This is a genomic window from Shewanella bicestrii (assembly GCF_002216875.1).
Classification (GTDB): domain Bacteria; phylum Pseudomonadota; class Gammaproteobacteria; order Enterobacterales; family Shewanellaceae; genus Shewanella; species Shewanella seohaensis.
This window is the reverse complement of sequence record NZ_CP022358.1, coordinates 3145523-3168747: the sequence shown is the minus strand read 5'-3', so window position 1 is coordinate 3168747 and position 23225 is coordinate 3145523. Positions and strand designations below refer to the sequence as shown.

The window sequence follows — 23225 nt, the reverse complement described above, 5'->3', positions numbered from 1 at the left end:
TAGAATCAAGGAATAATCCTTATTCCTTGAGATTAATATCCGTTGAGCTTATCCAGAAATTCTGGCAAGAACAGGGAGATTTGTGGCACATAGGTGATAAGCGCCAAGAAGGCCAACATCAGTGCTAACCAAGGTAGTACAGATTGGATCACCCAGCCGATACTGCGGCCTGTGATCCCCGCCGTCACGAAGAGGTTAAGCCCCACAGGCGGCGTCAGCATACCAATCTCCATGTTTACCACCATGATGATGCCTAAGTGGATAGGGTCGATACCTAAGTGGGTGGCAATCGGGAACAGGATTGGCGCCATAATCAGCACGATGGCCGATGGCTCCATAAAGTTACCCGCCGCTAACAGCAGTAAGTTGACAATGATTAAGAAGCCCCACGCGGGTAAGCCCATGCCCACAATATGTTCGGCAATGATATGGGGAATACGCTCTGTAGTCAGCACGTGGGCGAATAGCATGGCGTTGGCAATGATAAACAGCAACATGATGCTGACCTTTGCCCCGTCGCGCACCACATGGCGGATTTCTTTGTCGATTGGGGTTTTAATCAGTCCGAGCGCCATATGGCCTAAGTTACGGACAATGGCGCTGGGAATAGGCTCATTAGGGTTACGCCATGCGACATTTTTCAATGGGCCAATATCGCGATAACCAAATACCGCAATGAAATAGGCATACATACAGGCTACGGCAGAGGCTTCGGTTGGACTGGCTACACCGCCATAGATTGAACCTAACACGATAATGATCAGCGCCAGACCACCTAAGGCTTTAGCACTGGAAATCCCCAGCTGCTTAAAGCCGGGGAAGGGGCGTGATGGCAGATTTTTAAAACGGGCGACGATGTAAATCACAATCATCAGCAGGAAGCCCATCATCAAACCAGGGATTAAGCCCGCCATAAACATTCTGGCTGCCGACACTTCCGTCGCCGCCGCATACACTAGCATCACGATTGAAGGTGGGATCAAAATCCCTAGGGTGCCAGAAGTGGTAATTACGCCGGCGGCAAACTTTTCGGGGTAACCTGCTTTCACCATGCCGACGATCACAATCGAGCCAATGGCGGCCACAGTTGCTGGAGATGAACCCGATACCGCGGCAAATAACATACAGGCCATCACAGAGGCCATGGCTAAACCGCCACGGATATGGCCGATACTGTCCATCGCAAAGTCGATGATCCGTCGTGCCACCCCACCGGTTGACAGGAAGGCTGAGGACAGAATAAAGAATGGGATCGCCAGCAGGGTATAGTGCTCTGACGATGACTCATATAGTTTTAACGCCACAGAGGCGAGGGAGTCGTTGGAGAAGAATAAAATCGTCAGCATGCTCGAGAAACCTAACGCAATCGCGATAGGCATACCTAAAAACATACAGACGAGTAGGGCAGTAAAGAGGGTCGCAATGGCCATTACTTCGCTTCCTTATTGTCTGTTTCTTGTTGTGCGTGCTGAGCACCTTCATCAATTAAATGCATGCTTTCTTTCGCTTCGTCGGCAAATTGGAATCCAGAGACTTGGTTGCGTAGGATGGCGATAAACAGTTCTAAGAAACGCCAAGTCAACATGCTAAAACCAATCAATAAAATGCTTTGGGATAACCAAATGGGCACAGCGCCGTCTTCGACATCAATCTTTAAGGTGTTCCAAGCAAAGTCGGGATCTAAGCTGTTTAACAGGAACTTAGGAAAGTGAATATCTTCCATCGGTACGCCGATTTGGTACATCTGTGACAGATATTCCCAGCTACCTTTTAAAAATAGTCCGCAATAAGCTAAGCAAATCAATGCCGTCACTAGGGAAGTGATCTTTTTAGCCTTAGGGGGCAGATTTTTAACAAACGCATCAACACCGATGTGAGCACCGACTTTCACCCCATAGGACATACCAAAAAGCACAAACCAACCACAGAGGGTTAAGGTCAGTTCTTGGATCCATAAAAAACCGGTATTGAAGAAAAACCGCGCCACTACCTCTGTGAACACTAAGAGTGTCATTAAGGTGATTAAGAGGTTGAGCACCCCTTCTTCGAAGTAACCAAAAATTCGCGATATCACAGCTGTACTCCCCTCGCTCAAATACCGCTTAACCCCAAAAAGAGGTTAAGCGGTTTATTTCATTATTGTTTATTTGCAGCAACAGCGGCTTCAATCACATCTTTACCTACTTGGTCTTCAAACTTCGCCCAAACAGGTTTCATTACATCAATCCATTTTTGACGCTCATCCGGTGTTAAGGTCACCAGTTGCGAACGTTTAGAATCAAGGATTAATTGTTTGTCTTCGTTATCTTTTTCAGCGGCGATCTTGTTACCTAAGGCGATAGATTCATCTAAGGCTTCTTTGATCACTTTACGTTTATCCGCTGGTAAGCTCTTCCAGAAGGCGTCAGAGGTTACGACCATGTAGTCCAGCACGCCGTGGTTACTTTCGGTGATTTGGCTTTGAACTTCATAGAATTTTTGTGAGTAGGTGTTAGACCAAGTGTTTTCTTGACCGTCGATCGCACGAGTTTGCAGTAGGGTAAACACTTCAGAGAAAGGTTTCTTCACTGGGATAGCGCCCACAGCATCAAACTGAGCTGCTAATACGTCAGATGCCATTACACGGAATTTTAAGCCCTTAGCATCAGAAGGTTGTTTCAGTGGTGTGTTAGCAGAGAACTGCTTCATACCATTGTGCAGATAACCTAAACCGACAATCCCTTTACGGCTCATTGAGTTCAGCAGGGCTTGGCCAGCTTCGCCTTGTTGGAAACGGTTTACTGCATCCATGTCATTAAACAGGAATGGCAGGTCGAAAACCTGTAGGCGTTTGGTATAACGTTCAAATTTTGAGAGAGAAGGCGCGACAAATTGCACATCGTTTAACAGCAGTGCCGCTAACTCGTTGTTATCCCCAAATAACTGTGAGTTAGGGAATACACTGACCGTATATTCACCAGGTAAACGTTGTTCAACGAGTTCTTTAAACTTCAACGCCATTTGACCCTTTGGCGTATTTTCTGCAACCACGTGGGAGAACTTGATTTCAACGGGCGCCGCAAACAGGTTAAAGCTGGTCGCGAACACTGAGGCCAGTGCCAGCATCTTAGCTACGGTTTTTAATGGACGTGTGATACCCATTTGTTGATTCAATGTCATTTTTGAGTTCCTTTTTCTGTTGTTAGGATTTGTCCTCAGCCTTGGTTAGTTTGTTACCAAGTGTGAGTAGGAATACAGCCTTGATTTCCCTGAGGTCTGTCTTAATAAAGGCAAATACCACGCCAAGTTACGATGCACTCTGTAAGTGTTTGGTTAATAAAGTGTAGTTCATTTGACGTTTGTCACACTTTTAGTTTTGTGGGTGAGATCTCGCTCACGTTGATTTTGGCTATGGGTGGAAACCCACCCAAACTGCATTTTGTGGGGTATGAGCAGAGTTTTTTAGCTTGATGATTAACTGAGCAAAATAAGTTGCTTTTAGATCAAAAGCTAGCTGAAAAATGACTATAGAGCAGGGGATTGGTGAGATGGCTAAGATGAAGTAATGCAGCAGTCAGCCGTGATCTTCGCCAATTCGCTTGAGGATTTCATCACTCGGAAGTAACTCCAAATGCCCGCGCTCATCGAAATACCAGCCAGTAATAAAACCTTTTTGGCGCATGCTGACGAGATTGTGCATGACTTCACGGGCTTCCCTCAGCGCGGTTTGTTCATCGCAGGCATGAGTATGCTTTAAATACGCTGCAATATTGGTGAGGGATGCAGATTGACTGACGCTGGCCATAGTGCTGATCTCCGAATATGCCTAAGGCAACAATCAGCAGCGTTTAATCGGATTGAATACTGGGTAACAGACTCAGTTAAGCAGATGCTGATTAAGATAAAGCATAGTTGAGTTGAGCTAGGGGTAAAGTTTTTGGGGGAATATGGTGGTCGCTACTGGGATCGAACCAGTGACCCCCTCCTTGTAAGGGAGGTGCTCTCCCGGCTGAGCTAAGCGACCCGGGGTAAATCAGTACTGAAGAATTATGGTGGTCGCTACTGGGATCGAACCAGTGACCCCCTCCTTGTAAGGGAGGTGCTCTCCCGGCTGAGCTAAGCGACCGGAATTCTTTCAATACAAATTTTAATGTCATTCTAAAAATATGGTGGTCGCTACTGGGATCGAACCAGTGACCCCCTCCTTGTAAGGGAGGTGCTCTCCCGGCTGAGCTAAGCGACCGGAGAATGACGACACAGTGAATGAGAAGTATATGGTGGTCGCTACTGGGATCGAACCAGTGACCCCCTCCTTGTAAGGGAGGTGCTCTCCCGGCTGAGCTAAGCGACCCGGGCATATAACAACTTGTATACCATGATTAAATTTGCATTTAACACATGGTGGTCGCTACTGGGATCGAACCAGTGACCCCCTCCTTGTAAGGGAGGTGCTCTCCCAGCTGAGCTAAGCGACCTCTGCTGTGTGGAGCCGTATTATAGGGAGGTTCGATCGAGTGTCAACGCTTTTTAATGAAAAAAGCATTGGTCGCGCTATTTTTGCTCGGATTGACTTAATGTTAATCACGTCATCATTCAAAGTGTTACTTTATTGGACAATTTCGTCGGTATTTTCTTTTCAGGCTTTTGCGCTCACCTTGCCAATAAGTCAGCCTATCGCATAGTTAAGCGTTCTTTTTTGAGGGTTAGCGGCTTTTTTAGGCTAAAGAGTGTTGTCTATACGGCTTGAACGATAAAGGGAGGAGGGCACTGCGCCATTCTCTTCATCTATTTTGCTAAATCTCGATGGCATGTTTCTAAATAGAGATGCGTATCCTTTATTTAGTTTCGATGACATGGCTTGGGTTTTCGAGTGTTTGTTTTCGGATATGGGGCGCTGGATTCTCATCTTTATCAGAGCCATCTAAAGCGCTCACCTTTGGGCTGATACTTTGAGGGGATCTGCAATACCTGCACTAAGTGCCATTTGCAGCGCAGACTTAGGCTGCTAGAATAAGCCCACTTTTTACCGTGATTGTCTTTATCTAGACGACTTTATATAGGTTAGTGTCCCATTATGACAACTAAGACGCGTTTTGCCCCAAGCCCAACAGGCTTTTTGCACGTGGGCGGTGCCCGTACTGCTCTTTATTCTTGGTTACAAGCTCGTGCCAATAATGGTGAGTTTGTTTTACGTATCGAAGATACGGATATTGAACGTTCAACTCAGGCTGCCTGTGATGCCATTTTAGAGGGCATGAATTGGTTAGGTCTGACGTGGGATGAGGGCCCGTACTATCAAACTAAACGTTTTGATCGTTATAACGAAATCATCGCGCAGATGTTAGAGCAGGGCACAGCTTATAAATGTTATTGCTCGCGTGAACGTATCGATGCTTTAAGAGAAGCACAAGCGGCAAACGGCGAAGCCCAAAAATACGATGGTTGCTGCCGTGACTTGCCTGCGCGTGACACTGACGAGCCTTTTGTTGTGCGTTTTAAAAATCCTATCGGTGGCTCAGTGGTGTTTGATGACCATGTTCGTGGTCGTATCGAGTTTTCAAACGATGCATTAGATGATCTGATCATTGCCCGTACCGATGGCGTTCCGACTTATAACTTCTGTGTGGTGGTTGACGATTGGGATATGGGGATCACTTGTGTGGTGCGTGGTGAAGACCATATCAACAACACCCCACGTCAAATCAACATCCTTAAAGCATTAGGCGCGCCTATTCCTGAATATGCCCACGTGTCGATGATTTTAGGTGACGATGGTGCCAAGTTATCTAAGCGCCATGGTGCGGTAAGCGTAATGCAATACCGTGATGATGGTTATCTGCCTGAAGCACTGCTTAACTACTTAGTTCGCTTAGGTTGGTCACATGGCGATCAAGAAGTGTTCTCTTTAGAAGAAATGAAGCAGCTCTTTAAGTTAGACGACATCAACAAAGCGCCTTCTGCCTTTAATACCGAAAAACTGGTTTGGTTAAACCAACACTATATTAAGACACTCGATCCTGAATATGTGGCGTCGCACTTACAATGGCATATGGACGATCAAAAGATCGATACCTCAAATGGCCCTGCGTTATCTGCGGTAGTGACAGCATTGGCTGAACGCGCTAAGACCTTAAAAGAGTTAGCCGCTTCTAGCCGCTACTTCTATGAAGACTTCGCAGAGTTCGATGCCGAGCAAGCGAAAAAGCACTTACGTGGTGTCGCGCTTGAGCCATTGCAATTAGTGCAACAAAAACTGGCTGCATTAACTGAGTGGACTGTTGAAGCTATCCACCAAGCGATTGAAGCCACCGCGACCGAATTAGAAGTCGGTATGGGTAAAGTAGGTATGCCATTACGTGTCGCTGTGACAGGTGCAGGGCAGTCTCCTGGCTTAGATATCACCTTATTCTTAATAGGAAAGGCGCGTTCTGAGCAAAGAATATCCAAAGCGATTGAATTTGTAGCAGATAGAATAAATTCCTAAAAAACGAGTTGACACATTTAGGTGCGCTGCATAGAATGCGCCCCGTAGTTGAGACACAGACGAGCGAATGCTTGTAGTGCACTTAAATACAGCTTGATAAGTTTGGGGCTATAGCTCAGCTGGGAGAGCGCTTGCATGGCATGCAAGAGGTCGACGGTTCGATCCCGTCTAGCTCCACCAAACTTACCGCCGATATTAAGCGGGATAAGCGTTAGTAATAATGCGAGTCAAATTAATATGTCCTTGTGTCCCCTTCGTCTAGAGGCCTAGGACACCGCCCTTTCACGGCGGTAACAGGGGTTCGAATCCCCTAGGGGATACCACTATGTTTATCACATAGGGTTCCTAGCAAATGACTAACGAGTCGTTTGGTAAGAACAAATCCAGTTTCTGCGATATATACTGAATATCAGTATGTCGAAAGAATTTGGGGCTATAGCTCAGCTGGGAGAGCGCTTGCATGGCATGCAAGAGGTCGACGGTTCGATCCCGTCTAGCTCCACCAAATTCGCCGTATTAAGCGAGAGCACTGTTAGTCATTAATAGTTTTCAAATTAATATGTCCTTGTGTCCCCTTCGTCTAGAGGCCTAGGACACCGCCCTTTCACGGCGGTAACAGGGGTTCGAATCCCCTAGGGGATACCACTCTATCCCTAAAAGATAGGGTGTTATCACAAATGACTAGCGAGTGATTTGTGAGATAACTAGCAAAACCTCAGTGATGAGGCTAAACATCAGTCCTTGTGTCCCCTTCGTCTAGAGGCCTAGGACACCGCCCTTTCACGGCGGTAACAGGGGTTCGAATCCCCTAGGGGATACCACTCTATCCCATAAAGATAGGGTGCTATCACAAATGACTGGCGAGTGATTTGTGAGATAACTAGCAAGACCTCAGTTATGAGGAAAAACATAAGTCCTTGTGTCCCCTTCGTCTAGAGGCCTAGGACACCGCCCTTTCACGGCGGTAACAGGGGTTCGAATCCCCTAGGGGATACCACTCTATCCCATAAAGATAGGGTGCTATCACAAATGACTGGCGAGTGATTTGTGAGATAACTAGCAAGACCTCAGTTATGAGGAAAAACATAAGTCCTTGTGTCCCCTTCGTCTAGAGGCCTAGGACACCGCCCTTTCACGGCGGTAACAGGGGTTCGAATCCCCTAGGGGATACCACTCTATCCCTTAAAGATAGGGTGCTATCACAAATGACTAGCGAGTGATTTGTGAGATAGCTAGCAAGACCTCAGTGATGAGGCTAAACATCGGTCCTTGTGTCCCCTTCGTCTAGAGGCCTAGGACACCGCCCTTTCACGGCGGTAACAGGGGTTCGAATCCCCTAGGGGATACCACTCTATCCCTTAAAGATAGGGTGCTATCACAAATGACTAGCGAGTGATTTGTGAGTTAACAGTCATACCTCAGTGATGAGGCTAAACATCGGTCCTTGTGTCCCCTTCGTCTAGAGGCCTAGGACACCGCCCTTTCACGGCGGTAACAGGGGTTCGAATCCCCTAGGGGATACCACCTTATCCCATAAAGATAGGGTGCTATCACAAATGACTAGCGAGTGATTTGTGAGATAACTAGCAAGACCTCAGTGATGAGGCTAAACATAAGTCCTTGTGTCCCCTTCGTCTAGAGGCCTAGGACACCGCCCTTTCACGGCGGTAACAGGGGTTCGAATCCCCTAGGGGATACCACCTCAACTAAAATTAATCACTAATGTTAGTTGAGAACAATAAGCCACCGTTAGGTGGTTTTTTTGTATCTAAAATTCGTTACCCTGCCATAAGCCATAAGCCATAAGCCATAAGCCATAAGCCATAAGCCATAAGCCATAAGCCATAAGCCATAAGCCATAAGCCTATTCTATTGAGATCGTATCAGTTTATTTGTCTTGGAGGGTAGTAGGGGAGTTGGTACTTTTTGCTGTATTTACCTCTTATCAAATCGCAGTACCTATATAAGAGCAAACGGCGTCCGCTCTCAGTAGATCACCATAGTTAAAGGGCCCTGTTTATGGATATTTTGAGGATGCGGATATTGTTGAGGATAAGTGCTGGCAACAAACTCTGTGTTGTACTACCCAGCTAATAAAGCAAACGCAAACAATAAGACCAATAATAAAGCCAAATAAAAAGGCGACTCGAGGTCGCCTTTTACATCCAAACTCAATGATTTTTCACATCAAAGTGCAAGGTAGTGCGCTTAATAAACGCAAAGCTACTCAATCCCGAGGAAGCCACCAGTTTGATGCGCCCAAAGCTGGGCATAGATACCGCCTGCGGCAATTAACTCTTGATGAGTGCCTTGTTCGACAATACGACCTTGATCTAGCACGATTAATCTGTCCATAGCCGCGATAGTGGACAATCTATGGGCAATTGCGATCACAGTCTTCCCTTGCATCAATTCGTACAAGCTTTCCTGAATCGCAGCTTCCACTTCGGAGTCCAAGGCGGAAGTCGCCTCATCGAGCAGTAAAATCGGCGCATTTTTCAATAGTACCCGAGCAATCGCGATACGTTGTCTCTGTCCGCCGGAGAGCTTAACCCCACGTTCACCCACTTGTGCATCTAAGCCATGGTTGCCATTAGGGTCGGTCAGTTCATTAATAAAATCATGGGCCTGAGCCTGTTTTATTGCATGTTCGAGTTGGGTTTCGCTCGCATCAGGATTACCGTAAAGAATATTCTCCCGAATCGTGCGATGCAGTAGAGACGTATCTTGGGTCACCATGCCAATCTGTGAACGCAGTGAGTCCTGCTTGACCGTTTTAATATCTTGACCATCGATACAAATTTGGCCTTTCTCAACATCGTAAAAACGCATCAACAGGTTCACTAGCGTAGACTTACCCGCGCCCGAGCGGCCAACGAGACCGACTTTTTCGCCCGCTTTGATATTGAGGTTCAGATCTTCAATAACACCGGTTTCTTCGCCGTAATGGAAGCTCACCTGATTAAAATCGATACGTCCTTGCTCAACCACTAAAGTGTTGGCATTGGGCGAATCTTGGATAAGTGTTGTCTTGGAAAGGGTATTCATCCCATCGGTCACTGTACCGATATTTTCAAATAACGAACTGATTTCCCACATGATCCATTGCGACATACCATTGAGACGCAGCGCTAAACTCACGGCAATTGCAATCGCTCCAACAGAGATGGCATTGTCACTCCAGAGCAGGATAGACACAGCGGCAATACTGAAGGCGAGCATATAGTTAATCACTTGCACACTGACACTGATCCCCGTGACAAGGCGCATCTGGCGGTACACAGTGTCGAGGAAACTGCGCATACTCGCCTTGGCATATTCGGCTTCTTTATCCGTATGGGCGAAGAGTTTCACCGTGGTGATATTGGTGTAACTGTCGACAATGCGTCCCGTCATCGTCGAGCGCGCATCGGCCTGTTCAGTCGAAACCGTTTTCAGCCTAGGCACAAAATACCACTGTAAACCGATATAGAGCGCCAGCCAGATCAGCATGGGGATCACCAGACGCACATCGGCACTGGCCACCATCACCAGCATGGAGGTGAAATACACTAAAATGTACACCAGCACATCGAGGAGCTTCATTACGGTCTCTCGGACCGCAAGGGAAGTTTGCATCACTTTAGTGGCAATGCGGCCGGCAAAATCATTTTGATAGAAGGACACGCTTTGCTTGAGCAGATAGCGATGCGCAAGCCAGCGAATCGACATGGGATAATTACCCAGCAAGGTTTGATGCATGATCAGCGCATGAAATAGCACTAATAATGGCATCACCACTAGGACCATCAGCCCCATTAATAACAGCGTCGTGCCTTCATCTTGAAAGAGCGTCTCAGGGCTTTTTTTCACTAACCAATCGACTAATTGCCCCATAAAGCCAAAGAGCGAGACTTCGAGCATGGCGATCAATGCCGTCAGCACCGACATTAATATAAGCGGTAATTCATAGCCCTTAGTGTAATGCCGGCAAAACGCATACACCCCAGTGGGCGGCTTGGTAGGTTCACCATCGGGCAGGGCTTCAACCCAAGATTCAAATCGTTTAAACATGAATTGACTCTATTTTATTGAGAAAAGTGGATGGGGAAAACGTCGAGGTGTCTAGCATATAGGATCTTGCACTTTAAAAGCACGCGATGATCCAGTTCCGTTTTCCGCGAGTGTGCTAGCATAGGGTGACGTACAGTAACCGACAAGTACAAAATTGTGAATAAGAGTGTCGGATAGCCAAATGAAGCAGACAAGCGTGAACCAAAATTCAGCCCCAAAACCGCCATACGAGCCGGCATCAAGCGACGCGCAGGATTGCCAAATATCCGCCGGGATTTGCCGTGAAGCGCGCATGAGCCGCGATCCACGTTTTGACGGTAAGTTCTTTGTGGGCGTGTTAAGTACAGGAATTTATTGCCGAACAGTGTGCCCAGCTGTTGCACCTAAAGAAGAAAATGTTCGTTATTTTGACTCGGCCATTAAAGCTGCACAGGCGGGACTCAGGCCTTGTCTACGTTGCCGCCCCGACAGTGCTCCAGGCTCTAATCCGTGGAAAGGCACCAACACAACCTTAGACAGAGCCATAGGTTTGATTGAAGCTGGCGCCTTATCTGGCGAGCAAGGATTAACGGTCGAGGCCTTGGCTGACAAACTGGGGATCAGCAGCCGTTATTTAAATAAGTTATTTACCGCAGGATTTGGCACTTCACCTAAACAATTTGCCCTCTATCGTCAGTTATTGTTCGCAAAGCAGTTGTTGCATCAGACGCAGTTGCCCATCACTCAGGTCGCCCTTGCCGCAGGCTTTAACAGCATCCGCCGTTTCAACGAGGCATTTCAGCAGGCGCTGCAATTAACGCCCACCCAGTTACGAAAATCCAGCCAGAAATCGACTATTAAAATTGACGACGGGGAGAGTACTGAACTCGCTTGTTCGCAGGAGATGCCAGCGCACAGTTTGAGTCTGTATCAGTATTACCGGCCGCCACTCGATTGGTCAGCGCAATTAGCCTTTTATCGCCTGCGCGCCGTCGAAGGCATGGAATGGTTTAGTGAGAGTGTAGCCCCTCACTTCCATGAGGCGATTGACCCAAATATACCACTTGAGTATGGCCGTACTCTGCAACTTGAGGATATCCGCGCTGTGGTGCATATCGTCCATGAGGCGCCTTTGCATCGCTTTAAAATCACGCTGACGTTAACGCCCGACTCGCCCTTATCGGGCCTACAAAAGCTCATCACCCAAGTGCGACGCATTTTAGATCTCGATGCCGATATGCAGCTGATTGAACACAACCTTCAGCACTTGACCGATCTAAAACTCAGTAGCAAATCCGGGCTTCGGATCCCTGGCGCAGGCGCGGTGTTTGAGGCGGGTTGTCGAGCCGTCTTAGGTCAGCAGGTGAGCGTAGTGCAGGCGACTAAGTTACTGAATATATTGGTCGAAGCCTATGGCGAGCGCTTTAGTTTAAATGGGCGGGAATATCGCCTGTTCCCCACGCCGCAGTCGATTCGTGAGGCGAGTCTCGATGAGCTTAAAATGCCCGGTGCCCGCAAACTGGCGCTCAATGCGCTTGCGGCGTTTATCTGTGAGCAGCCCGAAGCTCCAGTCGATGAGTGGATTGGGGTAAAAGGTATAGGTCCTTGGACCATTGCCTACGCCAAATTGCGTGGACTTGGCGATCCGAATATCTTCTTACACACGGATTTAATTGTTAAAAAACAATTGTTAGCCAGTGTTGCCGAGCAAAGAGGCTTGGATATTGAAGCGGTAAAACAGCTGGATTATACGGCGCTTGCACAACGGGTGAGTGCGGATATCGCCCCTTGGGGGAGTTATTTGACCTTCCAGCTGTGGTCCAATGCATAAGGCATTGCAGGCCACTCGTTATTGTTCCAGTGACTAGGAACCAGTGACGAGGCTCCATATGAGAGCCACTATTAACTATTTGAAACACAGTACGAAAACACTGTACTAAAGCCGTTTACGAGAACCATTATGAGCCCGAATTTATCCCAACTGATTAGCGCGCCAACGGCCAAAGATTATCAGCCCTGCGTTGTCGATACCTTAAGTACCTCTGTCGGCGTACTACAACTCAATGCCAATGCCTACGGATTAAGCCACTTAACGGTCGTTGGGTCGAGCCGAACGGAGATCCCGCTAAAGGTTGCAACTGATGATGAACTCGCGCGAGCCAAAAGCCATATCCAGCAGGCAAAGGCGCAGCTTCAAGATTATTTTCGCGGTGAGCTAACCGAGTTCCACTTGAGCTTAGCGCCCAAGGGCACCGAATTTCAGCAGCAGGTGTGGCAGGCGCTGGTGCAGGTCGATTATGGCCAGAGTTGCAGTTATGGCGACATCGCCCAGCGTATCGACAGGCCCAAAGCCGTCAGGGCGGTAGGTGCCGCCAATGGCGCCAATCCCATCGCGATTATTGTGCCCTGTCACCGTATCATTGGTAAAAATGGCCAATTAACTGGTTATGCCTATGGACTCACGATGAAACAACAGCTGTTAATGCTGGAATCGACAAGCAAGGGAGCGCATTTTACGTTAGAATAGCGGTCATATTTGTTATTGATGAGCCATGTAATTTTTTATGACCCAAGCTTCTTCCTCCGTTGCCAGCTTTGCCGAACTTGGCATTATTGCGCCCCTGTGTAATCGACTCTCTGAGCTGACCTATGCGGCCCCTACGCCCATACAAGCGGCCACTATTCCGGCCGTGCTCAGTGGACGGGACGTATTAGCGGGGGCGAATACGGGCTCAGGCAAAACGGCTGCCTTTGCCGTGCCGTTATTACAGCGCCTGTTTGAGGCGAAAACTGCGGAAAAGTCGGCAGGCCAAGTGCGTTGTTTGGTACTGGTGCCAACCCGCGAATTGGCGCAGCAAGTTGCCGATAGCTTTTTATCCTATGCCTCTCATTTTAATGGTCAGCTTAAGATAGTTGCGGCGTTCGGCGGCGTGTCAGCCAATCTGCAAATGCAAAGTTTACGCGCGGGTGCCGATGTGCTGGTGGCAACACCAGGCCGTTTATTGGATTTATTAGCCAGCAATGCGCTTAAGTTAAACCGCGTCTCGGCTTTAGTGCTAGATGAAGCGGACCGCATGTTAAGCCTTGGGTTTACCGATGAATTAAATCAAGTGCTTGAGGCGCTGCCATCCAAGAAACAAACCTTGTTGTTTTCGGCGACCTTCCCTGAAGAAGTGCGTGCACTCACGGCGAAATTACTCCATCAACCGCTTGAATATCATCTACAAAGTGAGCAAGAAAGTACCATTGAGCAGCGCGTTATCACAGTCAACCGTGAACAAAAAACGGCGTTGTTAGCACACTTGATTAAGCAACATCAGTGGTCGCAGGCGCTTATTTTTGTCAGCGCTAAAAACACTTGTAATCACCTCGCACAGAAGCTGTCTAAACGTGGGATCAGTGCCGAAGTCTTCCATGGCGATAAGGCGCAAGGCGCGCGAACTCGGGTACTCGATGGCTTTAAAAGTGGCGAAATCAGTGTGTTGATTGCGACCGATATCGCAGCCCGCGGTATTGATATTGATAAACTCCCTGTGGTGATTAACTTCGATTTGCCAAGAAGTCCAGCCGACTATATGCACCGTATTGGTCGTAGCGGCCGCGCGGGAGAGGCGGGTTTGGCGGTGACCTTGATTTCCCATGAGGAATATCATCACTTCGGCGTAATTGAAAAGAAAAACAAAATCAAACTGGTACGTGAACAAATCCCGGGATTTGAAGCGAATGCTGAGATGCCACTGGAAGTGTTAGCGCAGGAAAAACCGCAGGCTAAACCCGAAGGCACTGGCAAGAAAAAGCGTAAACAGTTACCCGCGGCGAACCTTGAATTTTGGGGTAAAAAGTCTTAATTCCTTGGACGTGAGTTATGCTTAGTGCATCTCATGTCCCTTCGCATCTGGTTTGTGGGAGCAGTATGCAGCATCTATTTTGGTTAGTTGAAGGCAAGATAGCGGGTCGAAGTGGCCCCAATAAGGATCCTTGGGATTTAGCCGAGCTCAAGGACTCTGGGATCCGCGCCGTGTTATCCGTGAATGGCGGAGAGGGCTGTGAGCCGGGCAGTTTTAAGCATCATGGATTGCGTTATGAATGCATTCCTTTCTCCCGCAATGTCCCGCCGCAGGAAGGGGATATTGCTATATGTGTTGCCCAGTTACCGCGTGCGCTGGCGTTTATTCAGCAGTGTGAAGCCGATAACTTGCCCGTGTTAATCCATTGCCGCTCGGGCAAAGACCGTACTGGGCTTATTATGGCCTATTACTTGATGGTCAATGGCGCCGCGCCTTTGCATGCCGTTAGTCAAGTGCGCAGTATTCGCGATATTGCGTTTACTGCCGAAGGTTGGGACCAGTTTGCCTTCGATGTGCTCTATGCGTTACAGGAATAACCATCTGAATTCATAAAATAAGGAATACCATTTAGTGACGATATTAGGGATATCATCGCGCAATTGTGGCGCCACCTTCGCCAACACAATCGCTCAGCATCTTGCCAAGGAGATAGGGCAACAACGCAAGAGTTATCCCGTCAAACAAATGGTATTTCGTCTCTCGCTTCCCTTTTGGGGGCTTTTGCTCCTGTTGATTAACGGTTGTAGCTCAATGGCAGAATTACCCGCAAAATCAATTGAAACAGCCTATCCCTTAGCCGAAAACTCCACCCTGTATCAGGCGGTAAAAACTGCTATCGCGCAGCATCCAGAGCAAACTGGGGTGTTTCCCCTTGGTGATGGGGTTGATGCCTTCGTCGCTCGCTTGTTGCTGATTGAGTCCGCCGTCAGTAGTATCGATCTGCAATATTATATTTATCGTAATGATGAAACCGGCCGCTTGCTGACGTGGTTTTTATTGGATGCCGCGGATCGCGGGGTGCGAGTGCGTTTATTGCTGGATGATATGACCAGTGCCGACATGGACGAGCAGCTAATCGCCCTCGCGCGCCACCCTAACATCAATATTCGGCTGTTTAACCCAAGCACAGAGCGTAATTACCGCGGCCTTGCCATGTTGTTTGGTTTTAGTCGCTTAAACCACAGAATGCACAATAAATCGTTCACAGTGGACAATGTGATGACCATTGTTGGTGGACGTAATATTGGTGATGAGTATTTTGCGGCGAATCGTGACCTCGAATTTGGTGACTTTGACCTGTTAGCCATGGGTGATGCCGTGCCTAAGGTATCCGACGAATTTGATCGATATTGGAATGCCGACACGACCCATCCAATTGAAGTCTTAAGTGACCATAATCCCACGCATGCGGAGCTTGAGGCGCTGGCGCAGCGGGTGAGTGAACAGCGTGAACAGTCCAAATCCAGCGAATATGTGAAGCGCTTAGCCGAAAGCCAATTATTGGCAAATTTGCAGAGCGATAGCATGACTTGGTTTTGGGGCAAAGCCTTAGTGCTGGTTGACCCGCCCGATAAATTGCAGCAGGGCGATAAATCCACTTGGTTGCTCAGCCAGTTATTACCTTACCTGACGCAGGTGGAGTCCGAGTTACTCATCATTTCGCCTTATTTTGTGCCGACGCAATCGGGAACCGATCTGCTCACACTTTTGGCGCAGTCGGGTAAGCGGGTACGAGTCATTACTAATAGTCTGGCGGCGACCGATGTGCTGGCGGTGCATGCGGGATATAAGCAATATCGAAAAACCTTGTTGGCCGCGGGCGTCGAAATCTACGAAGTGAAAGCACAGGCAGGGGAGCGCTCCCACAGCTGGCATGGCAGCTCAAAAAGCAGCCTGCACGCAAAATCATTTGTATTTGATAATAATCAGATATTTGTGGGCTCATTTAATTTTGATCCCCGTTCTGCTGCGGTGAATACCGAGCTTGGATTGTTGATCACTCAGCCACAATTGAGTGGCCATGTCAGCCATAATATTGAGGAGAAGCTCGCGACGAATACCTATCGACTCGCCTTGGAGGATGGCGATCTCGTCTGGTGGGACGATGGGGCGCAGCAGCGCTACGACAGTGAGCCAGACGCGGGATTTTGGCGTATCTTTGTCGCCGATTTTCTCGGGCTATTGCCAATAGAGTCACAGTTATAAGCTAAGGTGACTAAATAGCGGTTTTAGCTATCGCAACTCATTTTGTGAACCGTTATGATAAAAACAGAATAGTTAATGAGAATTTAGGTTTATGAAAAGCAAGGCAAGTCAGTCCCAAGGGCTATTACTGTTTCGGTTGTCGCAAACACAGGTCTTTGCTCTGGGCACGCTTAAAATCCGTGAGTTAGTGCCTTACACTCCGCTAAGTAAAATTCCTCAATCTCATCCGACTATCATGGGAGCCGCAACGATTCGCGGCCATACCATTCCTGTGGTAGATATGGCGGCAGCGATTGGTTATCGCCCCATCAGCGATGAAGAGCGCCAACATTGCTATATCATCATTACCGATTGTCAGCGGATGATTATCGGCTTTTTGGTGCGTGCGATTGATAAGATCATCGAGTGCAATTGGCGCGATATTGAAGCGCCATCGGCTAATTTAGGCCGTAATGCCTTTTTAACCGGAGTGACACGTTACGATAATCAGCTGGTGCAGTTACTCGACGTTGAGTTGTTGCTGTCGAAGGTCTTCCCCGATGCGCCCGAGGCCAATCGCGCCATTTTAACTGACGTGCAGCGCGAGAAGTTAAAACCCATGCGTATTTTGCTGGTGGATGATTCTAAGGTCGCGCGCAAACAACTTTCCGATGCGCTCGATAGCATTAACATTCCCTATTTTGTGACCCCAGACGGTAAAGAGGCGCTCTCGATTATGGAACAGGCCGCCGCCGAGCATCATCCTATCGATATTCTGGTCAGCGATATTGAAATGCCTGGACTCGATGGTTATGAGCTGGCGTTTGAAGTGCGTGACAATCCTCTTCTCGCCAAAGCTTATATCATTCTGCATACCTCACTTTCGAGCGAGATCAGCGTCAGCCAAGCCCACCAAGTTGGCGCAAATGAGGCGCTGACAAAGTTTGATGCCCATGAGCTGGTGGAAGCCATGCTGCGGGGCGCCGATTTAGCGGCTACGCGGGCGAATTAGGCCCCATGTTGGATTTTTGTAAGGGTTTTGCAGGGGCAGGGTAATTTAATCGGCTTATTTCCCTGCAAAGCTAGACAAGTTCGATCACATCCTATAAAAACCTTATTGGCCTCGATTTTGAAGGTGTGGGGTGGGGAAACTCAGCCGAAATATAATAACGATAGGTTAAGTAATGAAACAAGAATCGTCTTTGTTAGCCAAGTTGGCTAATGGCAGTTTGGTGCTGCAAATTCTCGTGGGGATCATCGCTGGTGTGAGTCTAGCCAGTTTTTCACATGAAGCCGCAAAGCAAGTCGCGTTTTTAGGAAGTCTCTTCGTAGGTGCATTAAAAGCCATTGCACCTATTCTGGTGTTTATCCTAGTGGCGTCTTCCATCGCCAATCAAAAGAAAAATACTCAAACCAATATGCGTCCGATAGTGGTGCTGTACTTATTTGGCACCTTCGCTGCTGCGTTAACCGCCGTGGTGTTAAGTATGATGTTCCCAACCAATTTAGTGTTGGTCGCTGGCGTTGAGGGCACCAGCCCGCCGCAGGGCATTGGCGAAGTGATCAATACCTTACTCTTTAAACTGGTTGATAACCCAGTCAATGCGTTAATGACGGGCAACTACATTGGCATTTTGGCTTGGGGTGTGGGTTTAGGTTTAGCCCTGCACCATGCGAGCGACTCGACCAAGCAAGTGTTTGCCGATGTGAGCCACGGTATTTCGCAAATGGTGCGTTTTATCATTCGTTTAGCGCCTATCGGTATTTTTGGTCTGGTGGCGGCAACCTTTGCCGAAACCGGTTTTGCCGCCATTGCCGGTTACGCCAAGCTATTGGCCGTGTTACTCGGCGCGATGGCTATCATAGCTTTGATTGTTAACCCGCTGATTGTTTACGTGAAAATTAAACGTAATCCCTATCCTTTAGTGATCCGTTGTCTGCGCGAAAGTGGCGTAACCGCATTTTTCACCCGCTCGAGTGCGGCGAACATTCCGGTGAATATGGCGCTGTGTGAAAAGTTAAAGCTGCATGAAGATACCTATTCTGTCTCTATTCCTCTAGGTGCAACCATCAACATGGGCGGCGCGGCGATTACCATCACCGTGCTGACCTTAGCCGCGGCGCATACCTTAGGGATTCAGGTGGATTTATTAACGGCGTTACTGCTGAGTGTCGTGGCGGCAATTTCGGCCTGTGGCGCATCGGGTGTGGCCGGTGGTTCGTTACTACTTATTCCACTGGCCTGTAGCCTGTTTGGTATTTCCAATGATGTGGCCATGCAAGTGGTTGCCGTTGGCTTTATTATCGGGGTTATCCAAGATGCGGCCGAAACCGCACTGAATAGCTCTACGGATGTGATTTTTACCGCCGCAGCTTGTGAAGCCGCTGAAAACAAAGCTAAACTTGGATAAAGTGTGCTGTTGTTAGTGTAGAAAAAGTATCATAAGAGCAGTCACCACGGTGGCTGCTTTTTTTATGGGAGTAGTTATGATCCTTTTCGATTTTAAGGACTTAGATGCGGCTAAGTCTTGGTATGGCGTCAATGATACCGTGATGGGTGGCCTGTCACGCAGTAAGCTCACCATCTCACCTTTAGGTTATGGGATGTTTAGCGGCCATGTGTCGCTCGCCAATGGGGGTGGCTTTGCCTCGGTGCGCTGCGAGTTTTCGCCGCTTGATGTCGGCGAGTTTAGTGGGATTTACCTCGAACTCGACCGCGACAGAAGCAAGCACTACAAAGTGAACCTTAAGGATGCCGATACGCCGCAGAGCACGGTTTATCAGGCGCCAATGCCCGATGCTAAGCATCAATCCTTTGGCGTTAACGGTGGCAGTATTATTCACTGGCAACGCATCGAAATCCCTTTTACAGCGTTTCATCCCCAGTGCCGTGGTAAGCCGATTGAGCGTGCTGCGATAGATTTAAGCCGTTTGACTAGCATAGGGCTGGTGATTGGTGCGCAGCAAAGTGGTGATTTTTCGTTGAAGATTAAATCGATAGGTTGCTATTAAAGGGATAACCCTAAGTGTATCCCTTTACGTTAATCGCTCAATTTAGAGTGATTTAGGCGCCGACAATCCCCAATGGCGTGGCATGCTCCCACGCGCCGCGGGTAAAGTCGGGGAAGTTGACCGAGTTGCTGCGGTTATTCAGCGATTGCTCACTTAAAATATTCACCACAGACCAAGCGGCGCCATCGTACACATCCTGATCGAGCGCCTCGCCGTTACGTAGGCAATAGACCATACGCCAGAGCATCACAAAATCCATCCCGCCGTGACCGCCGTTGATTTCGGCTTCTTTACCAATTCGTTGCCAGAGTGGATGATCGTATTTGTCATACCACTTTTGCATGTCCATATCCCACTCGTGGTAACTCTTACCAAAACCGCCGTGCTCAACGGCAATCCGATTTGGGAATCCGGCAAAAACGCCATTGGTGCCTTGAATAAGATTATGGCGGCTGTAGGGCCGAGGAGTAGTGGTATCGTGCTGAACCATAATGGTTCGGCCCTTAACGGTTTTAATCAGGCTAGTGCTCATATCGCCATTGATGTACTTGAGCTGATTACGCTCATGATCGGCAGGGAATTCTCGTTTGGCATACAGCGCGCGACCGAGCGCGGGTGAACTCATGGAGGTGAGATAATCGAAACGATCACCGCGGTTGATGTTCATATATTGAGAAATCGGCCCTAAGCCGTGGGTCGGATATAAGTTACCGTTGCGTTTGGTGTGCCAATAGGTGCGCCACGAACCGGTTTTATGGTCGATTTCCTTCATTTGCCAGCGCAGCTCATGGATATAAGCCGCCTCACCGTGGAGCAGCTCGCCAAACACACCTTGGCGCACCATGTTGAGCACCATCAATTCTTCGCGGCCGTAATTGACGTTCTCCATCATCATGCAGTTTTTCTGGGTGCGTTCGGCGGTGTCGACAAGTTGCCAGCATTCTTCCACCGTCAGTGCCAATGGCACTTCCACAAAGGCGTGTTTACCACTTTCCATGGTATCTATGGCCATGGGAGCGTGCCATTCCCACGGGGTTGAAATAATCACAATATCGATATCATCGCGGTTTAACAGTTCGCGATAGCTGAGATCATTCCCCGTGTAGACCGCAGGTTTTGGCCGGTTTTGTTTAACGATATGCTCAACGGCTCTATCGATAACGGCTTGGTGGGTATCACAAATGGCTTTAAGTTCCACGCCTTCTAAGTGACAGAATTGTTCGACATGGCTAAAACCCCGCTCTCCCACACCGATAAAACCGACTCTAACCAGCTCCATTTTTGGGGCGATAAGTCCGATCACGGATTTTCCAACGCGGGGTTTAGGGGCAACGCTGCTGGCGTTGGCATTGAGGGCAATATTGGCCGTAACCAGACCTGCGGTAACGGCGCCCGCAGCTTTTAGAAAATGGCGGCGATGAATATTGTGCATAAACTTCCTGCATTATTTTTTGATTATTTGTAGGGCAATGTATATCCCGTTTGTTATATCAGAATCCCAAGCCGAGTGAATAATAAAAGATGTAACAACCTCATTCGTGGGGATGAATGCGCAAGATGTGAAATAAGGTATTTATCTTTACTTTAGCGATAGGTAAATAGTGATAAAGATCGCGTTTTTATTTTCTAATTAAGCTACACTGCCGATTAATTAATCAGGCGAAATTATCTTTTAGTTTTTAAACGTTTAGCAAATTTAATTTAACCAAAAAGTTACATTTTGTGGTTGATTTGGGGTAATTTGCGACTCGGGGGAGTAAAGCGGTAAATGGGTTCTATGCTTAATGTACTACCACAACTGACGTTCACTTTAGGTGAGTGGGTATTGCATAAGGATATCAGGATGTCTGGGATTGAAAAACGCCGTCGCCTTCATTGGCGGGAGTCAGATATGCAAAATCGAGAAATTATTGGTCGTTGGTTAGATGAGCGTCCACTGCTTGGTGACAAAATTACCCTCTATAAAGAAGCGGACAAATATTATTTAGAAACCTGGTTTAGCGATGGCTGCCATAGTTTGGATGAAGTGAGTCTGTCCGATACGCCGCAAGGCCAAAAAGTCGAAGATGTCGGCGGTAACTTCTTCGGTGAATATTTTATGGTGACGCCTGCCATGCAACTGCAGTTTTGCAATGAGCAGGGCAGTTATTTCCAAGTCGATAAGTTGATGGCGGATATTGATTTCAATCAGCGCGTGGCTTAATGAGTCGCCGTGAAAGACGCTAATCAATAAATCGGCAAACACCAACCCGGTTTGCTTGATACGAGGTCGCTTAAGGCGACCTCGTGTCTTTTTAGCGGTTAACTATTTGCGCTAAGCCGAGAAGGGATGCTTACTGTAAAAATGCATGGCTTTACCCGAGTAAGGATGGGTAAAACGTAAACTTTGGGCGTGAAGACAGAGTCTCGGTCTGGCCTTTATCACCTCATCATCGCCATAAAATTCATCCCCAAGAATGGGATGCCCCAGGGCGAGCATATGCACCCTCAGTTGGTGGGTTCGGCCCGTTTGTGGCGTTAACTCGACTAAGGTGCTGTTTTCGCGTCTTTCTAGCACTCGGTAATGGGTTAGAGCACTCTTCGCGCCAGCCGTTCCCGGCGTTTGCGTCTTTTGATAGGGCGGGTGCTCGGGATCGGGCGCGATAGCTAAATCGATTATCCCTGCATCCTTTGCTATCCCCCCCATGACTTCGGCGATATACACTTTCTCGTTTTGCCTATCTTGGAACTGGGTTTTTAACTGGGACTCGGCCTTTTTGTTGCGGGCAAACACCATAATGCCTGAGGTAGCACAATCGAGTCGATGCACGAGAATAGTGTCAGGATACAAGCGTTGTAGCCGGGTGAGGGCGCAATCGAAGGTATGTGCGGCTCGGCCGGGATTAGACAACAATCCAGAAGGTTTATTAATAATGATCAAATCCCTATCTTGATAGCGAAGATCTAACCAAGGGACTGAAGGGGGCTGGTAATCAAATATCTGCATCGTATCCTCATCATTTGCGCGGTCATACTAGCAAAATATCAGTCACTAAGCAGTATATTCTCGAGCTGGCGTTTGCTGAGGCTGTTATAACTGAACTTGAACTAGAACTAGAACTAGAACTGTGCCAACCACAATCTGAACTTCATGCCCCAAGTCGAGGTGACTCCCGAGGTGATATAACGGATCTCCCCTTGGGTATCGATAATATAAATGGCTGGAAATGCCATCGCGCCCCACTGAGTGCTTCGCTCACCTTTGTTATCGTTTAGCACCGGAAAGTGATACTGATGCTCGTCCATATAGTGCTGGATCTCGCGATCACTGCCAGAAGCCACCGCCACTGAAATGACATTATGGTCTTGGCTGATACTCTCAACCATAGGGGAAGTGACGCGGCACACAGGGCACCAAGTGCCCCAGAAATAGACTAATGTTGGCTCTGTCTGGGCCGAATTAAGTGCAAGCTGGCTACCATCAATCGCGATACCGCTTAATACTGGTGCTTGGCCAGTGATCATATCCCGTTGCAAATAGAGGCTGACGCCGTAAAGCACCAGCGCCATGATGCTAAGATCCCTAAGTTGTTTGAGCCAAAAGCGCGGGCTTTGTAGTTTTTGGCGCCAATTGAGTGCTTGAGCTGGTTTAGCGCTTGAGTTTGCAGTTGTCACTGTGACGGGAACCTCACTAAATAGGCGTTATC

General features: G+C 48.2%; 18 protein-coding genes and 15 tRNA genes. 20 read left to right on the top strand and 13 right to left on the bottom strand.

What is annotated here, in order from left to right:
- Window positions 1–32: 32 nt before the first annotated feature.
- The 9 genes from CF168_RS13775 to CF168_RS13735 form a co-directional block, all read right to left on the bottom strand.
- On the bottom strand, window positions 33–1430 hold the full coding sequence (locus CF168_RS13775; RefSeq protein ID WP_011716482.1) for a TRAP transporter large permease: 1398 nt from the start codon (window positions 1428–1430) through the stop codon (window positions 33–35).
- Complete coding sequence (locus tag CF168_RS13770) at window positions 1430–2074, bottom strand: TRAP transporter small permease (RefSeq protein ID WP_086904586.1); 645 nt, start codon at window positions 2072–2074, stop codon at window positions 1430–1432. Before CF168_RS13770 ends, CF168_RS13775 begins: the two co-directional genes overlap by 1 nt.
- A 62-nt stretch (window positions 2075–2136) precedes the next feature.
- Window positions 2137–3159, bottom strand: a complete 1023-nt coding sequence (locus tag CF168_RS13765) for a TRAP transporter substrate-binding protein (protein WP_086904585.1) — start codon at window positions 3157–3159, stop codon at window positions 2137–2139.
- 394 nt (window positions 3160–3553) lie between these two features.
- Window positions 3554–3784, bottom strand: a complete 231-nt coding sequence (locus tag CF168_RS13760; RefSeq protein ID WP_069455278.1) for a hypothetical protein — start codon at window positions 3782–3784, stop codon at window positions 3554–3556.
- Between the two features lie 143 nt (window positions 3785–3927).
- A tRNA-Val gene (locus CF168_RS13755) sits at window positions 3928–4003 on the bottom strand.
- Between the two features lie 26 nt (window positions 4004–4029).
- A tRNA-Val gene (locus tag CF168_RS13750) sits at window positions 4030–4105 on the bottom strand.
- Window positions 4106–4146: 41 nt separating this feature from the next.
- Window positions 4147–4222, bottom strand: a tRNA-Val gene (locus CF168_RS13745).
- A 32-nt stretch (window positions 4223–4254) separates the two neighbouring features.
- Window positions 4255–4330: transfer RNA gene (locus CF168_RS13740), tRNA-Val, on the bottom strand.
- A 48-nt stretch (window positions 4331–4378) separates the two neighbouring features.
- A tRNA-Val gene (locus CF168_RS13735) sits at window positions 4379–4454 on the bottom strand.
- Between the two features lie 599 nt (window positions 4455–5053).
- On the opposite strand from CF168_RS13735, the gene gltX reads away from it, so the two are divergent.
- The 11 genes from gltX (at window position 5054) to CF168_RS13680 (ending at window position 8163) form a co-directional block, all read left to right on the top strand.
- Entirely contained in the window at window positions 5054–6463 is a 1410-nt protein-coding gene (gltX, locus tag CF168_RS13730; protein ID WP_011625747.1) for a glutamate--tRNA ligase, read from the top strand.
- Window positions 6464–6567: 104 nt separating this feature from the next.
- Window positions 6568–6643: transfer RNA gene (locus tag CF168_RS13725), tRNA-Ala, on the top strand.
- Between the two features lie 67 nt (window positions 6644–6710).
- Window positions 6711–6786, top strand: a tRNA-Glu gene (locus tag CF168_RS13720).
- A 106-nt stretch (window positions 6787–6892) separates the two neighbouring features.
- A tRNA-Ala gene (locus CF168_RS13715) sits at window positions 6893–6968 on the top strand.
- A 64-nt stretch (window positions 6969–7032) separates the two neighbouring features.
- Window positions 7033–7108 (top strand) — tRNA-Glu (locus tag CF168_RS13710).
- A gap of 100 nt (window positions 7109–7208) precedes the next feature.
- Window positions 7209–7284 (top strand) — tRNA-Glu (locus tag CF168_RS13705).
- 100 nt (window positions 7285–7384) lie between these two features.
- Window positions 7385–7460 (top strand) — tRNA-Glu (locus CF168_RS13700).
- Between the two features lie 100 nt (window positions 7461–7560).
- Window positions 7561–7636 (top strand) — tRNA-Glu (locus CF168_RS13695).
- A gap of 100 nt (window positions 7637–7736) precedes the next feature.
- Window positions 7737–7812 (top strand) — tRNA-Glu (locus CF168_RS13690).
- 99 nt (window positions 7813–7911) lie between these two features.
- Window positions 7912–7987, top strand: a tRNA-Glu gene (locus CF168_RS13685).
- Between the two features lie 100 nt (window positions 7988–8087).
- Window positions 8088–8163, top strand: a tRNA-Glu gene (locus tag CF168_RS13680).
- Between the two features lie 523 nt (window positions 8164–8686).
- Here CF168_RS13680 and CF168_RS13675 read toward each other — a convergent pair.
- Window positions 8687–10516, bottom strand: coding sequence for an ABC transporter ATP-binding protein (locus CF168_RS13675; protein WP_089068139.1), 1830 nt, complete (start codon window positions 10514–10516; stop codon window positions 8687–8689).
- 181 nt (window positions 10517–10697) lie between these two features.
- On the opposite strand from CF168_RS13675, the gene CF168_RS13670 reads away from it, so the two are divergent.
- The 8 genes from CF168_RS13670 (at window position 10698) to CF168_RS13635 (ending at window position 19539) form a co-directional block, all read left to right on the top strand.
- Entirely contained in the window at window positions 10698–12326 is a 1629-nt protein-coding gene (locus CF168_RS13670) for a DNA-3-methyladenine glycosylase 2 family protein (protein WP_089068138.1), read from the top strand.
- Between the two features lie 129 nt (window positions 12327–12455).
- Window positions 12456–13022 (top strand): methylated-DNA--[protein]-cysteine S-methyltransferase, encoded by a 567-nt coding sequence (locus CF168_RS13665; RefSeq protein WP_089068137.1) that lies wholly within the window; start codon window positions 12456–12458, stop codon window positions 13020–13022.
- 37 nt (window positions 13023–13059) lie between these two features.
- Window positions 13060–14343: a DEAD/DEAH box helicase gene (locus CF168_RS13660; RefSeq protein WP_089068136.1), complete on the top strand. Its 1284-nt coding sequence runs from the start codon at window positions 13060–13062 to the stop codon at window positions 14341–14343.
- 65 nt (window positions 14344–14408) lie between these two features.
- Window positions 14409–14879: a dual specificity protein phosphatase family protein gene (locus CF168_RS13655; RefSeq protein ID WP_089068135.1), complete on the top strand. Its 471-nt coding sequence runs from the start codon at window positions 14409–14411 to the stop codon at window positions 14877–14879.
- 148 nt (window positions 14880–15027) lie between these two features.
- On the top strand, window positions 15028–16548 hold the full coding sequence (locus tag CF168_RS13650) for a phospholipase D family protein (RefSeq protein WP_430980745.1): 1521 nt from the start codon (window positions 15028–15030) through the stop codon (window positions 16546–16548).
- 91 nt (window positions 16549–16639) lie between these two features.
- On the top strand, window positions 16640–17539 hold the full coding sequence (locus CF168_RS13645; protein WP_011716492.1) for a chemotaxis protein CheV: 900 nt from the start codon (window positions 16640–16642) through the stop codon (window positions 17537–17539).
- 172 nt (window positions 17540–17711) lie between these two features.
- The gene (sstT, locus tag CF168_RS13640) at window positions 17712–18938 is read left to right on the top strand and encodes a serine/threonine transporter SstT (RefSeq protein WP_011716493.1); all 1227 of its coding nucleotides are present in this window, start codon (window positions 17712–17714) and stop codon (window positions 18936–18938) included.
- A 76-nt stretch (window positions 18939–19014) separates the two neighbouring features.
- Window positions 19015–19539: a CIA30 family protein gene (locus CF168_RS13635; RefSeq protein ID WP_088213162.1), complete on the top strand. Its 525-nt coding sequence runs from the start codon at window positions 19015–19017 to the stop codon at window positions 19537–19539.
- Window positions 19540–19591: 52 nt separating this feature from the next.
- On the opposite strand, the gene CF168_RS13630 is transcribed toward CF168_RS13635, so the two are convergent.
- Complete coding sequence (locus tag CF168_RS13630) at window positions 19592–20971, bottom strand: Gfo/Idh/MocA family oxidoreductase (protein WP_011716495.1); 1380 nt, start codon at window positions 20969–20971, stop codon at window positions 19592–19594.
- A 336-nt stretch (window positions 20972–21307) separates the two neighbouring features.
- Between CF168_RS13630 and CF168_RS13625 the strand changes: the two genes are divergently transcribed.
- The gene (locus CF168_RS13625; protein ID WP_011625756.1) at window positions 21308–21742 is read left to right on the top strand and encodes a hypothetical protein; all 435 of its coding nucleotides are present in this window, start codon (window positions 21308–21310) and stop codon (window positions 21740–21742) included.
- Between the two features lie 111 nt (window positions 21743–21853).
- Here CF168_RS13625 and CF168_RS13620 read toward each other — a convergent pair whose 3' ends face one another.
- Window positions 21854–22525 carry an RluA family pseudouridine synthase gene (locus CF168_RS13620; protein ID WP_011716496.1) on the bottom strand — a complete coding sequence of 224 codons (672 nt, stop codon included), beginning with the start codon at window positions 22523–22525 and terminating at the stop codon, window positions 21854–21856.
- 113 nt (window positions 22526–22638) lie between these two features.
- Window positions 22639–23193: a protein disulfide oxidoreductase gene (locus CF168_RS13615; RefSeq protein ID WP_011716497.1), complete on the bottom strand. Its 555-nt coding sequence runs from the start codon at window positions 23191–23193 to the stop codon at window positions 22639–22641.
- Window positions 23194–23225 lie beyond the last annotated feature (32 nt).

Excerpts from the sequence above, each read along its gene's own strand:
- CF168_RS13645 (WP_011716492.1), top strand. The coding sequence starts at position 16,640 with ATGAAAAGCAAGGCAAGTCAGTCCCAAGGGCTATTACTGTTTCGGTTG.
- CF168_RS13625 (WP_011625756.1), top strand. The coding sequence starts at position 21,308 with ATGGGTTCTATGCTTAATGTACTACCACAACTGACGTTCACTTTAGGT.
- CF168_RS13620 (WP_011716496.1), bottom strand. The coding sequence starts at position 22,525 with ATGCAGATATTTGATTACCAGCCCCCTTCAGTCCCTTGGTTAGATCTT.
- CF168_RS13650 (WP_430980745.1), top strand. The coding sequence starts at position 15,028 with ATGGTATTTCGTCTCTCGCTTCCCTTTTGGGGGCTTTTGCTCCTGTTG.
- CF168_RS13630 (WP_011716495.1), bottom strand. The coding sequence starts at position 20,971 with ATGCACAATATTCATCGCCGCCATTTTCTAAAAGCTGCGGGCGCCGTT.
- CF168_RS13675 (WP_089068139.1), bottom strand. The coding sequence starts at position 10,516 with ATGTTTAAACGATTTGAATCTTGGGTTGAAGCCCTGCCCGATGGTGAA.
- gltX (WP_011625747.1), top strand. The coding sequence starts at position 5,054 with ATGACAACTAAGACGCGTTTTGCCCCAAGCCCAACAGGCTTTTTGCAC.
- CF168_RS13655 (WP_089068135.1), top strand. The coding sequence starts at position 14,409 with ATGCAGCATCTATTTTGGTTAGTTGAAGGCAAGATAGCGGGTCGAAGT.
- CF168_RS13775 (WP_011716482.1), bottom strand. The coding sequence starts at position 1,430 with ATGGCCATTGCGACCCTCTTTACTGCCCTACTCGTCTGTATGTTTTTA.
- CF168_RS13660 (WP_089068136.1), top strand. The coding sequence starts at position 13,060 with ATGACCCAAGCTTCTTCCTCCGTTGCCAGCTTTGCCGAACTTGGCATT.
- sstT (WP_011716493.1), top strand. The coding sequence starts at position 17,712 with ATGAAACAAGAATCGTCTTTGTTAGCCAAGTTGGCTAATGGCAGTTTG.
- CF168_RS13635 (WP_088213162.1), top strand. The coding sequence starts at position 19,015 with ATGATCCTTTTCGATTTTAAGGACTTAGATGCGGCTAAGTCTTGGTAT.
- CF168_RS13670 (WP_089068138.1), top strand. The coding sequence starts at position 10,698 with ATGAAGCAGACAAGCGTGAACCAAAATTCAGCCCCAAAACCGCCATAC.
- CF168_RS13665 (WP_089068137.1), top strand. The coding sequence starts at position 12,456 with ATGAGCCCGAATTTATCCCAACTGATTAGCGCGCCAACGGCCAAAGAT.
- CF168_RS13760 (WP_069455278.1), bottom strand. The coding sequence starts at position 3,784 with ATGGCCAGCGTCAGTCAATCTGCATCCCTCACCAATATTGCAGCGTAT.
- CF168_RS13765 (WP_086904585.1), bottom strand. The coding sequence starts at position 3,159 with ATGACATTGAATCAACAAATGGGTATCACACGTCCATTAAAAACCGTA.